Below are 15,502 nucleotides of genomic sequence, written 5' to 3' on the forward strand. Positions count from 1 at the left end.
TGATATCATTCACAATACCTGCCAATAACTCCTGATAATGCCACAACATACGATCAATCGTAGCTTTATCAAATAAAGTGGTACAATAATTCATATTCAAAACAATACCATTATTGCTTTCGGATACATTTAATGTTAAATCAAATTGAGCCGTAACAATGTCAAACGCGTAACCTGAAAGGGTAATATCTTGCAACCCTTTTTCTGAATCTCCTGAACTTGCCTGTGCGTTTTCTAATTCAAACATCACCTGAAATAGAGGACTCATACTTCTATCACGGGTAGTAACCACTCGATCCACTATCTTCTCAAATGGAACCAACTGATGATCGTAACTACCCAAAGTAGTCTCTTTTACTCTTCCTAAGAATTCCCTGAAACTTGGATTGCCTCCAAGATCCGTGCGAAGTGCCAGCGTATTGACAAAAAAGCCAATCATACCTTCTAATTCTGATTGGGTACGGTTTGCTATTGGTGTTCCTACACAAATATCGTCCTGACTACTATAGCGAGATAACACTACTTTAAATGCCGATAACATCAACATAAACAAGGTAACACCTTCTTTTTGACATAAAACATTTAACGATTCGCTAATTTCTTTACTTAAGACCAAAGAAACATTCGATCCTGCTGTACTTTGCACAGCTGGACGAGCATAATCTGTTGGTAAAGATAAAGTAGCCACTCCCTGAAGTTTCGTTTCCCAATACGCTAATTGGGATTCTAAAACAGCTCCTTCGAGATACTTTCTTTGCCAAATTGCATAATCGGAATATTGCAGAGTAAGTTCCGGTAAAACCGTTGCTCTTCCTGACTGCAAGGCACTGTAAAGCTCCGTAAACTCACGCACCAAAATACCTTCTGACCAACCGTCACTGGCAATGTGATGAAACACACAAGCCAATACATACTGTTGGTTTCCTAAATCATACAGACAACTTCTTAACTTATAATCCTTTGCTAAATCAAAAGGGCTTACTAAATAATGTTGCAGATTACTTTCCAATAATCCTTGCTCTGTTATTTTTACCTGATCTAGTATCCAGTTTTCTGCGCCTATTATTTCTTGATAACCTACTCCATCCTCTGATAAAAGAACTGTGCGAAGTACCTCATGACGAGAAACTATACTTTGTAATGTTTGTTCTAAAATTGAGACGTCCAGTGCTCCTTCCAGACGCAGTACAATAGGAATATGATACTCTATACTGCCCTGCAGCTGATCCATAAACCACAAACGTTCCTGACTGAAAGACATTGGAATACGTTCCGGACGTTCTTCAACAACAATAGCCGGCAGCAATATTCCTGCCGATTGCCCCGATACATGAGTACTTAAAGTTGCTATAGTCGTGTGTTCAAAGACTTCTCTGATAGATACTTCAATAGACAGCTCTTTACGAATCATCGATACCAATCGGGTAGCCAATAAACTATGACCACCTAATTCGAAGAAATTATCATAAACTCCGACTTTTTCTATACCTAACAAATTCTGCCAAATAACGGCTAATTGTTCCTCAATCTCTGTTCGCGGAGCAACATATTCCTGTGTAGATAATTCTGAACTATCCGGATCCGGCAATGCTTTCCTATCCAATTTACCATTTGAAGTCAATGGCATTTGATCCAGTTCAACCCAGATCATCGGAACCATATATTCGGGTAAACTTAATTTTAATTGTTCTTGTAAAGCTGTTTTATCAAGTTTGTTCTCTGAAACTACATAACCAACCAGACGTTTGTTACCTGATGCATCTTCTTTGGCTAATACACAACATTGTGTAACTGATTCTAACAATGACAACGCATTTTCGATCTCACCCAATTCGATACGGAAACCACGGATCTTAACCTGATTGTCCTTTCTGCCAATGTATTCTATATTTCCATCCGGTAACCAACGTGCTAAATCGCCCGTTTTATAAATTCTTTCTCCTTCTATAAAAGGATTCGCTATAAATTTCTCTTGTGTTAATTCTTCTTTATTCCAATAACCTCGGGCTACCTGAATCCCTCCAATGCATAATTCACCTGTTACACCAAGTGGTACAAGTTCGTGTGCTTCATCTAAAACATACAAGCTGGTATTGGCAACCGGTTTACCTATTAAAACGGCTGACAAGTGACCTTCCAAAGGAACTTCCCAAGAACTAACGTCAATCGCTGCCTCGGTAGGACCGTATAAATTATCTAAACGTACATTGCGGAATTTCTCTCTAAACAGACTAACATGATCCAGTTGTAAAGCTTCCCCACTACATAAAACACGCTGTAATGAACTACAATCTCCTAATTCAATTGAACTAAGGAAAACGCTTAACATTGAAGGAACAAAATGGATCGTAGTGATATTATTTTCCTCGATGAGTTCTTTTAAATAAACAGCATCTTTATGACCTTCCGGTTTCGCAAAAACCAATTTAGCACCGCAGATAACAGACCATAATAATTCCCAAACAGAAACATCAAAACTAAAGGAAGTTTTTTGAAGAATAGTATCTTCAGCCGTTAACTGATAATGGGATTGCGTCCATAACAATCGATTTACAATACCACCATGCTCGTTCATCACCCCTTTTGGATTACCTGTACTTCCTGAAGTATAAATCACATAAGCCAGATGATTCGGTGCTACTACAACACTTAGATTTTCTGTTGAATATCCCGAAATCTTATCCCAATCTGTATCTAACAATACAACATTAATAGCACTATATTCCTCTAACACTTTATGACTCGCTGTGCTACTTAGCACCACTTTCATACCTGCATCATCTAACATATAGGCAATACGATCCTGTGGATAATCTGAATCGATTGGCACATAAGCCCCTCCTGATTTCAAGATTCCCAAGATTCCAACCAACATCTCCAAACTACGCTCTATGCAGATACCCACAAGCGTATCCGGCTCAACGCCTTGTTCTCTTAAATAAGATCCTAATTGATTCGACCTTTCATTTAATTCTTTATAACTTAATTCTGCTCCCTCATAAACCACCGCAATGGCATCAGGAGTATTTTTAACCTGCTCTTCAAATAAATCGACCAACGTTTTATCTTTTGGATAAATAGCCAATGTGTTATTGAAAACATCCAATAATTGGCCACTTTCCTCTTTTGATAAAACATTTAAGGTACTTATACTTACCCCTTCCTTGCTTAGACCTTCTAAAAGTTTTGTCAAAGCATTTTCCATGTATCCCAAAATACGGGTTGCCCCTATACTTCCATCAATCTGAGCCGTTAATTCAAAACCATCTCCAAGATCATCTACATTTAAGGTAAATGGGTAATTGGTTCGTTCCTGACCACCAAGAATGGTGATGCCCGAATCAAATTCAACAGTCTCATCCTGCTCTGCTACTGCCAGAGCCGAGTGACGATAATTTAATAAAGCACTAAAAAAGGCTTTATCATTACCAATACCACTCCAATCCTGAATATGCGATAAAGGTGTTTGCTCATAGGACAATAAATCCTGCAACAGTCCTTTGACTTGATTCACGTATTCTACAACATCACCTTTCAAATCCAACAATAACGGCAACGTATTGATAAACAACCCTAAGGAATCTGCTGCTCCTAAAGAGCCTTGAAGTCTTCCAGAGAACAACGAGCCGAAAACTGCATAATCTTTATTACTACACCTGGCCACTACCAATCCGTACGCGGCATGAAACAAGACGGCCGGGGTTATGCCGTGCAACACACATAATTTACGTAACTCTGTATTTAAATCTTTGGAGAGTACTATATGAGATTCTTCAATACTCCTGCCATTTCCTAAGACATTGGATAATTCAAAAGGATAAGTAGGCTCTTCGATCACTCCAAATAAAGACTTAAAGTAAGATGCTCCATTATTAACCGATTGCGCATGCAAAGTATGCCCTATAAAATCTCGGTACAAAACAGGAACTCCTAAACTATCTCCTTTACCCGATAAATACATCGTAATTTCTGATATGATTTTCTCCATACCAACATGGTCAATTATTAAGTGGTGTTGGTATACAATCAAATAATAACTGCCATTCTCAGTGTCATCTGCTGATTTTAACTGCAATAATGGTGCTTTTGAAACATCCATCCAATACCCTCCCGGAGCTATCAGAAGTTCTAATTGTGGTAAAACTGCTTTTGAATGATCCAATTCTAAATGCTCAATCCATAAAGGCGCTTCGCGTAAAACAACTTGAACTGCAACCGGTAAACCTGAACTCAAAATACCAGTACGCAAAACATCATGACGGTTCACTACAAATTGTAATGCCTCAATAAAAGAATCTCGTTTATCCTGATCTGAAAAAGAAAGTAAATTAGGAAGGATATAAGGATCTCCCTGTTTAGGATCACCCATTAGATGATGGAAATGAATCCCTTCTTGTAATGGTGATAAAGGATAGATATCCTCAATGTTAGAAACACCTCCCATTACCGTATCACTTATCTTATCTAAATCACTTTGGCTCAAATCTACCAAAGGAACCATTGACGGAGTAATAGAACTACTATCTACAGCTATACCATTGGCCGGAACACGATATGCTAAAGATAAAGAAGATAATTTCTCACTCATCGATGCTATCGTAGGGCCTGCAAAAATATCTTTTACTCCAATATGAAAATCTAACTTCTGTAAACGGGAGATTAACTGAACAGCCAATAAACTATGACCACCCAACTCAAAGAAATTATCATAAACTCCAACTTTTTCTATACCTAATAAATTCTGCCAGATGATTGCCAATTGTTCCTCAATTTCTGTACGTGGAGCAACATAGCTCTGACTGGACAAATCTGAAATGTCAGGATCCGGTAAGGCTTTCCTGTCCAATTTGCCATTAGGAGTCAAAGGCATATGATCCAATTCAATCCAGATCATCGGAACCATATATTCCGGTAAACTTAATTTCAATTGCTCCTGTAAATCAATCTTATTCAGCTCACCTTCTACCACTACATAACCAACCAAACGTTTGGTACCTCCTGCATCTTCTTTGGCTAAAACACAACACTGACTAACAGCTTCTAATGACGATAAAGCATTTTCGATCTCACCTAACTCGATACGATAACCGCGAATCTTTACCTGATCGTCTTTTCTTCCGATAAATTCAATATTACCATCGGCAAGCCAACGTGCTAAATCGCCTGTTTTGTAAATTCTTTCTCCTGCTACAAAAGGATTTGTTATAAACTTTTCCTTAGTTAACTCTTCTTGGTTTAAATAACCACGAGCCACTCCTGAACCTCCGATACATAATTCTCCGACTACTCCAATGGGTAAAGACTGATGTCTTTCATCCATAATATATACCTTGGTATTGTCTACAGGTTTACCAATAGGAATTTTAATTGGTCTATCCTTTTTTACTTTATAACTAGTCGCAACTACAGTAATCTCTGTTGGTCCATAATTATTATAAATAGTAATATCAGTCGATTTATTTAAATGCAGCACATCTCCTCCTGTTAAAACAACAAGGTTTGGCAACGAAATCTCTTCTTCTATAAAACTTTCACACAGGGAAGTTGGTATATAACTATGTGTAATCGAATGATCAATCAGAAACATTGAAAGTTGATCCAAATCATAGCGCATTTTATCCGGGATAGGATACAAGCTCGCTCCAAAAACTAAATAAGGACATATTTCCCAAATACTGGCATCGAAACCAATTCCGGAAAATAAAGTACCCCTGCTTTGAGCCGTAACAGCATACGCTCTTTGGTGCCAAAAACATAAATGAATTAAATTTCTATGTTCAATCATGACTCCTTTAGGTTGCCCTGTACTTCCCGAAGTGTAAATAACATAGGCCAAGTCATTTGACTTTATAGCAATCTCAGGCTGAACATCTGAATAATCAGAAATAGTTTCTTTAAATAAATTCAGAAATGAATTGTCTATAATTACCCTACAACCACTATCGTTTTTTATATATTCTTTTCTTTCTTCCGGATAATTAGCGTCAATAGGGACATAAGCAGCACCCGTTTTTAATATTGCCAGAAATGAAACAATTAACCAATCACTGCGCTCTAAAATAACGCCAACTAAATGCTCCGAATGAATCGTATTATGAGCTAACAGATAATTTGCCAACGCATTAGAACGCTTATCCAATGCCTTATAGCTCAACTCTTCTCCCTCATAAACCACTGCAATAGCATCAGGAGTCTTTTTAACCTGCTCCTTAAATAAATCCACCAGCGTTTTATCCTTTGGATATTCTACCGTTGTATCATTGAAAATATCCAATAACTGGTGCGACTCTTCTTCTGATAAAATAGGTAAAGCCGTTGTATTTACTTCTTCGTTTTTTAGACCTTCCAGAAGTTCCGTCAAAGCATTTTCCATATAAACCAGAATACGCTTAGCCTCTATACTTCCATCAATCTGAGCTGTTAATCCAAAATCATCTCCAAAATCGTCTACACTTAAAGTGAATGGATAATTGGTGCGTTCCTGACCTCCCAGAACCGTTATACCGAAATCAAATTCACTTGCATCTTCCTCTTCTGTTAAAGCAGGTGCCGAGTGACGGTAATTCAATAAAGCACTGAAAAAGGCTTTATCATTGCTTATACCACTCCAATCCTGAATATGGGATAAAGGAGTTTGCTCGTATGATAGTAAATCCTGTAACAAAACTTTTACCTGATTCACATATTCTGCTACATTCCCTTTTAACTCCAAAAGTACCGGCAATGTATTGATAAACAACCCTAGAGAATCTGCTGCTCCTACAGAACCCTGAAGTCTTCCCGAAAACAAGGATCCAAAGACAGCATAGTCCTTATTACTACACTTGGCTACTACCAATCCGTAAGCGGCATGGAACAAGACTGCCGGGCTTATCGCATGCAACACACTCAATTTACGCAACTCTGTACTTAAATCTTTTGAGAGTACTACACGAGACTCTTCAATGCCCTTACCACCTCCTAAAACATTAGATAATTCAAAAGGATAGGTAGGTTCTTCGATTGCTCCAAATAAAGTCTTAAAGTAAGATGCTCCATTATTAACCGCTTGCGCATTCAAAGTATGACCTATAAAATCGCGATACAAAGCAGGAACTCCTAAACTGGCACCTTTTCCGGATAAATACGATATCACCTCTGATATAATTTTCTCCATACTAACATGGTCCATTATTAAGTGATGTTCGTATATAATCAAATAATAACATCCATTCTCAACATCTACTGCCGATTTCAAATGCAATAATGGCGCTTTTGAAATATCCATCCAACAACCTCCCGGAGCTATCATAAGCTCTAATTGTGGTAAAACTGCTTCAGAACGATCCAATTCTAAATCTTCAATCCATAAAGGAGCTTCGCGTAAAACAACCTGAACAGCTCTTGGTAACCCTGAACTTAAAACACAGGTACGTAAAACATCATGACGGTTCACTACAAATTGTAGCGCCTCAATGAAAGAATCCCGTTTACTTTGATCTGAAAAGGAAAGTAAACTTGGGAGAACATATGGATCTCCCTCTTTAGAATTACTCATCAAATGATGAAAATGAATCCCTTCCTGTAATGGCGATAAAGGATAAATATCCTCAATATTGGAAACACCTCCCATTACCGTATCAATTATCTTATCCAGATCACTCTGGCTCAAATCCACCAAAGGAACCATTGACGGAGTGATAGTCTCACTATCAACTTTAATGTTATTAGCAGGAACACGATATGCTAAAGAGAAAGAAGACAACTTCTCACTCATTAAAGCTATCGTTGGTCCCGAAAAAACATCTTTTACTCCAATATGAAAATCTAACTTCTGTAAACGAGAGATTAACTGAACAGCCAATAAACTATGGCCTCCCAATTCAAAGAAGTTATCATAAACACCTATTTTTTCTATACCCAATAAGTTCTGCCAGATTACTGCTAATTGCTCCTCCGTTTCTGTACGTGGCGCAACATAGGCCTGACTGGACAAATCGGAATTATCCGGATCCGGTAAGGCTTTCCTGTCCAGTTTGCCATTAGGAGTCAGCGGCATGTGATCCAGTTCAACCCAGATCATCGGAACCATATACTCGGGTAAACTTGATTTTAATTGTTCTTGTAAATCAGCTTTATTGAGTTTCCCTTCTACCACTACATAACCAACCAAACGTTTGATACCATTAACATCTTCCTTGGCCAAAACACAACATTGGGTAACCGATTCTAATAATGATAATACATTCTCAATCTCACCCAGCTCGATACGATACCCACGGATCTTAACCTGGTCGTCTTTCCTACCAATAAGTTCAAGGTTACCATCAGGCAACCAACGTGCCAAATCGCCCGTTTTATATATTCTTTCTCCTTCTATGAAAGGATTTATGATAAATTTCTCTCTATTTAACTCTTCTTGGTTCAGATAGCCAAGGGCAACTCCTGTTCCTCCGATACATAACTCTCCAATTATACCAACAGGTAAAAGTGTATTCGATTGATTTAATACGTAAAATTTGTTATTCCATAAAGGTTTACCAATTGGTACATGAACTAAACCATCCAGATTATTAATGGTATCAACTTCAAAATAAGAACTGTCAATGGTAGTTTCTGTAGTACCATAACTGTTAATGATTCTCATGGAATGTCCAAATCTAACATACACTCTTTTGAAATCATTCATGCTACAGATATCAGAGCCTAAAATCAAAAGCTTCATCCAGCTATAATCTAAATTCTGATCATGGATATAATCCATTAATGGAATTACTAATCCCGGAGTACCCTCCAATATATTAACACCGGTTTCTGAAATCAAGCTATACAATCGAGCCGGATCAAGTCGAATATCTGAAGAGCAAAGTATCATTTTACCTCCAAATAACAAACTTCTGCATAAATCTCCTGAAAATACATCAAAAGAAAAACTGGCCATTTGTAATAAACAAGTCGTATGATCGAGTTTATAAGATGCTTCCCAGCTTAAGGCTATGTTTAATAAACTGGTGTGACTAATCGCAACTCCTTTGGGTCTACCTGTAGAACCTGAGGTGTAAATGCAATATACCTTTTGTTCTGAATCTAAAGTTATACTTAAAGTCGTGATCGGTTGCTGATGTATATGCTCTTTGCATAAATCTATTACAACTCCCGTAATTTCAACTTTATCAGCAATTAGAAATTCATACTCCTTTTGGGTAACAAAAAAGGAAATACCACTGTCTTCTATTATATAATCAATACGGTCTTGCGGATATTCAGGATCTATTGGCACATAAGCCCCTCCTGATTTTAAAATACCCAAGATAGCCACAAACATATCCAAACTACGATCTACACAGATCCCTACAAGACTGTCTGCCACCACACCCTGATCACGAAGATAATGTCCCATCTGGTTTGAACGCTCGTCTAACTGTCTATAACTTAACTCTTCTGAGCCAAAAAGTACAGCTATAGCATCAGGAGACTTTTGCACCTGCTTTTCAAACAAATCAAGTATTGTTTTATCTTTTGGATATTCAACCGCTGTGTTATTGAAAACATCTAATAATTGATGTTGTTCCTCTTGCGATAAAACATTTAAGGTAGTTACATTTAATCCTTTGTTACTTAAACCTCCTAAAAGTTCCGTCAAAGCATTTTCCATATAAACAAGGATACGCTTAGCTTCTACATTTCCATCAATCTGAAACGTTAATCCAAAATCATCTCCAAAATCATCAACACTTAATGTAAATGGATAATTGGTGCGTTCCTGACTTCCAAGAACCGTTATCCCCGAATCAAACTCATTTGCATCATCCTCTGATAGAGACCGCCCTGTATGACGGTAATTTAATAAAGCACTAAAAAAGGCTTTATCATTTCCTATCCCACTCCAATCCTGAATATGTGATAAAGGCGTTTGCTCATAGGACAATAAATCCTGTAACAAAACTTTCACCTGATTCACATATTCTACTACATCACCTTTTAATTCCAGAATCACCGGTAAGGTATTGATAAACAACCCTAAGGAATCTGCGGCTCCTAAAGAACCCTGAAGTCTTCCCGAGAACAAAGAACCAAAAATCGCATAGTCCTTATTACTACACCTAGCCACTACCAATCCGTACGCGGCATGAAACAAAACTGCCGGACTTATGGCGTGCAACACACATAATTTACGCAACTCTGTACTTAAATCATTTGGGAGCACTATATGAGATTCTTCAATCCCCTTACCATCTCCTAAAACATTCGATAATTCAAAAGGATAAGTAGGCTCTTCGATTGCGCCAAATAAAGTCTTAAAATAAGATGCTCCATCATTTACCGATTGGGCATGCAAAGTATGACCTATAAAATCACGGTACAAAACAGGAACTCCTAAACTGGCACCTCTTCCCGATAAATACGATATCACCTCTGATATGATTTTCTCTAAACCAATATGGTCAATTATTAAGTGGTGTTGGTATACAATCAAATAATAACAACCATTCTCAGCATCTTCAACTGATTTCAACTGCAATAATGGTGCTTTTGTAACATCCATCCAATAACCTCCTGAAGCTATCAGAAGCTCTAATTGGGGTAAAACTGCTTCAGAACGATCCAACTCTAAGTCTTCAATCCATAAAGGCGCTTCACGTAAAACAACCTGAACGGCTTTTGGTAAACCTGAACTTAAAATACAGGTACGTAAAACATCATGGCGGTTCACTACAAATTGTAGGGCCTCTATGAAAGAATCTCGTTTACTCTGATCTGAAAAAGAAAGCAAATTAGGCAAAACATAAGGGTCTCCCTGTTTAGAATCACTCATCAGATGATGAAAATGAATCCCTTCCTGTAACGGTGATAAAGGATAGATGTCTTCTATGTTAGAAACACCTCCCGCTACTGTGTCTATTATAAAATCCAGATCACTCTGACTCAAATCAGCCAAAGGAACCATTGCTGGGGTAATAACATCGCTATCAACTGTTATACCATTGGCCGGAACACGATACACTAATGATAAAGAAGATAACTTCTCACTCATTAAAGCTATCGTTGGTCCTGCAAAAATATCTTTTACTCTAATATGAAAATCTAATTTCTGTAAACGAGAAATTAATTGAACAGCCAGTAAACTATGGCCTCCTAACTCAAAGAAGTTGTCATAAACTCCCACTTTTTCTATACCTAAAAGGTTTTGCCAAATGGCAGCCAATTGTTGTTCCGTCTCTGTGCGAGGCGCAACATACTCCTCTGTAGAAAGATCTGAATTATCCGGATTCGGTAACGCTTTCTTGTCCAATTTACCATTAGACGTTAAAGGCATTTTATCCAGTCCAACCCAAATCATCGGAACCATATATTCCGGTAAACTTAATTTTAATTGATCCTGTAAAGCTGTTTTATCTAGTTTATCCTCTGAAACTACATAAGCAACCAGACGTTTGTTACCTCCTGTATCTTCTTTTGCTAAAACACAACATTGAGTAACCGATTCTAATAATGACAAAGCATTCTCGATCTCTCCCAATTCAATACGATAACCACGGATCTTAACCTGATTGTCTTTTCTTCCAATATATTCTATACTACCGTCAGCTAGCCAGCGCCCTAAGTCACCTGATCTATACAAGCGGTCTCCTGCTACAAAAGGATTCGCTATAAACTTCTCTTGCGTTAGTTCTTCTCTGTTTAAATATCCTCTTGCAACTCCTGCTCCTCCAACACATAACTCTCCAATAACGCCTACCGGTACTAAATTTAGATTGGCATCTAAAATATAACATCCTAAAGTAGGAATCGCTGAACCAATAGCACTAACCGAACTTAACATATCTGAACTTGTTAGCTCTTTATAGGTAACGTGAACCGTAGTCTCGGTAATACCATACATGTTTATCATTTTACAAGACGGATATAATACTTTCCAATTTTGTAAATAAACAGGGTTTAATGCCTCTCCTCCAAAAATCACATATCTGATCGCATGATCAAAATTCTCGGATAAGAATGCTTCCTGAAGTGCATAAAAAGATCCCGGAGTCTGGTTTAAAACCGTTACCCCTTCATTGATCAATAATTCTTTAAACGAAATAGCGTCTTTGGTTACTGCTTTTGGAACCACTACCAAACGGCCTCCATGAAGCAAGGCTCCGTACATTTCCCATACCGAGAAATCAAAACAAAACGAATGAAACAGCGTCCAGACATCATGAGTTCCGAAATCAAATAAACAGGATTCATTTTTAAACAAACGAACAACATTACTATGGGTAATCAAAACTCCTTTTGGATTACCTGTACTTCCTGAAGTATAAATCACATAAGCCAAATGATCCGGTGCTACAACAACACTTAAGTTTTCTGTTGAATAGTTTGAAATCTTATTCCAATCTGTATCTAAGAGCACAACATTAATAGCGCTATATTCCTCCAATACTTTATGACTTGCTGCACTGCTCAGTACTAAATTAATTCCGGCATCATCCACCATATAGGCAATACGATCTTCAGGATAATCCGGATCGATTGGCACATAAGCACCTCCTGATTTCAAGATTCCTAAAATACCAACCAACATCTCCAAACCACGCTCTACACAAATCCCTACAAGAGTGTCTGGCTCAACGCCTTGTTCTCTTAAATAAGATCCTAATTGGTTCGACCTTTCATTTAATTCTCTATAACTTAATTTGGCTCCTTCATAAACCACCGCAATGGCATCAGGAGTATTTTTAACCTGCTCTTCAAATAAAGCAACTATAGTTTTATCCTTTGGATACTCAACTGCCGTATTATTGAAAACATTCAACAATTGATGTTCTTCCTTCGCAGTAAGCATTAAAAGACTATCTATTGACTGGTTGATATTATTCACAATACCTGCCAATAACTCTTGGTAATGCAGCAACATACGATCAATCGTTACTTTATCAAATAAGGCTGTACAATAATTGATACTCAATACAATACCGTTATTTCCTTCTGATACATCCAATGTTAAATCTGACTTCGAAGTAACGGTATCAAACTTATAACCTGAAAGAGTAATGTCTTCTAAACCCTTTCCTGTTTCTCCTGAACTTTGCTGTGTATTTTGCAACACAAACATCACCTGAAATAAAGGACTCATACTCCTGTCGCGGGTCGTAACCACACGCTCTACTATCTTCTCAAATGGAACCAGCTGATGATCATAACTGTCCAAAGTAGTCGCTTTAACTTCTGCTAAAAGTTCTTTGAAACTTGGATTGCCTCCCAAATCACTGCGCAGTGCCAGAGTATTGACAAAAAAACCAATCATTCCTTCTAACTCCGACTGGGTACGGTTTGCGATCGGCGTTCCTACACAGATATCATCTTGCCCGCTATAACGCGACAACAATACCTTAAAAACAGACAGCATCACCATAAATAAGGTAACGCCTTCTTTTTGGCATAAAATATTTAAAGACTCACCAATTTCTTTATTTAAAACAACAGAAACATTCGATCCTGCTGTACTTTGCTCAGATGGGCGAGCATAATCTGTTGGTAATGCCAGCGTAGCCACTCCCTGAAGCTTCTCTTCCCAATACGATAATTGAGATTCCAAAACAGCTCCTTCGAGGTATTTCCTTTGCCAGATTGCATAATCTGAATATTGTAAAACAAGTTCCGGTAAAACGGCTGTTCTACCTGACTTCAGTGCATCGTAAAGCTCCAGAAACTCATTCATCAAAATACCTTCCGACCAACCATCGCTGGCAATGTGATGAAACACACAAGCCAGTACGTACTTTTGATTTCCTAAATCATACAGACAGCTTCTTAATTTATAATCCTTTGCTAAATCAAAAGGAGTCATCAGATAATCTTGCAAACTGCTCGCCAACAAAGACTCATCTGTTATTTTCACCTGATCCAGTTTCCAATCTTCTGAGCCTATTACTTCCTGATATCCTAAACCCTCCTCTGATAAAAGAATGGTGCGAAGTACCTCATGACGAGAAACGATACTTTGTAATGTTTGTTCTAAAATCACCCCATCTACTGCTCCTTCCAAATGAAGAACAGTAGGGATATGATATTCTGTACTACCTTGCAACTGATCTAAAAACCACAAACGTTCCTGACTGAAAGACATTGGAATACGCTCCAATCGCTCTCCTGTATAGGGAGTGACTTTCTCCAGTATTTTTTTTGCAATCTTGTTATCTTGATATTTATCTAATAATTCTTTGGTTATATTTTCACTCTGATATTTTTCCAGGTACTCAATAATCTGTTCTTTATTAGCTCTTATTTCCTGGAGTAATTCCGGACCGATTTCAGTATTTGACTTAATACTTAAAGATCCATTTTTTAATACCAACTTTATGCCTTCTTTGTTTATTCTTTGAAAAAAACTTAAAAATTCCATATATTATTAAAATTATAACCTAATATTCCTTACTATTATTTATACTATATCTTTCCTTAAAACTATTGACGTTAATTGCCTTATAATGTCAATAAGACAATAACTCAGCCACCGAATTAAATTTAAACAGTTCTCTAATTCGGCACACATTATCAGTCATCAAACAATTCATTTACAAACCATTAGCACGCAATACAAAAAAGTTATCCTAAATCCCTCCTTTTAGTACACTCTGCCAAATGGCAATCAATTGTATTTCTGACGCTGTTCTTACGCAGCAACATATTCATTAGATAGCGCTCACCGATCAGAATCAGGCGAGTCTTTCCTACGTAATTTTCACATTAGACGCTAATCGGATATTACTTTGTTCCACCCAGATCATGGGAACTCTATAACTCGAGTAACTTCATTCTAAACCTGCTGAAAATCAGCTTTTATTTTAACTTACTTTCTATAACTATCACAATCATCAGAGCGCTTGATATCTGCTACCTCTCCCTAGCCAAAAGGCAGTATTAAATCACAAAAATTCAATAAGGATAAAGCGCTTTTGATCTCATAAAATACCATACGAAAACCAAAAAACCCCACTCCTTAAACCCTACTTTACCATCAAGTAATCAGCATATTAATCAACCGACCTATAAGTTTTTTCATTCAAAAAAAAGTTTCACTATAGACTTCTTTTTAAGTTAATTCTTCCTTATATAAATAGCCGTGAGCAACCAGAATTACTCCAATACATAATTTTGCAATCAGCCCTAAAGATAGTATATTATCAAAATTATCCTATATATTAAGATAAAAATTCCTCATTAAATGAAATTAATTAATTAGAATTATGATATTATTAATTAATCTTTCAAATATGAGTTTATTGATATTTTGAACTAAAATTAAAGCGGTTTTTTTTGTTAAAATTCTTGTTTTAAAACCATTAAATAATCTGATATAGTTATTTCCGATTTTAAATTGCCCCTTACAATTGCGAAAAAAGTGCCTCAATTTTTTTTCTTGATTTTCCGAAAATAGAAGCTCGTTTTTTTTATACTCTGAAATAATTTCATTCAACGGATAAATTTATTTTTTATCCTTACCTAATAATTGCTTTTCAAAACCACTTAACTT

1 protein-coding gene and 1 pseudogene (1 of these 2 running past the window's edge) are annotated in these 15,502 nt (G+C 37.1%); both read right to left on the reverse strand.

Annotated features, from left to right (window positions below):
• A protein-coding gene (locus tag ACHRV5_RS17500) for a non-ribosomal peptide synthase/polyketide synthase (RefSeq protein ID WP_395427625.1) crosses the window boundary here: on the reverse strand, positions 1-14,371 show its start. Its footprint begins 14,504 nt before the window's first position; the window shows 14,371 of its 28,875 coding nt (coding positions 1-14,371); the start codon lies at positions 14,369-14,371; its stop codon lies beyond the left edge, outside the window.
• Between the two features lie 828 nt (positions 14,372-15,199).
• Positions 15,200-15,419, reverse strand: a pseudogene (locus ACHRV5_RS17505) (IS982 family transposase); the annotation flags it as partial.
• Between the last annotated feature and the right edge of the window lie 83 nt (positions 15,420-15,502).

Origin of the sequence: Flavobacterium sp. FlaQc-52 (genome assembly GCF_044007495.1) — a bacterium.
Lineage (GTDB): Bacteria > Bacteroidota > Bacteroidia > Flavobacteriales > Flavobacteriaceae > Flavobacterium > Flavobacterium cupriresistens.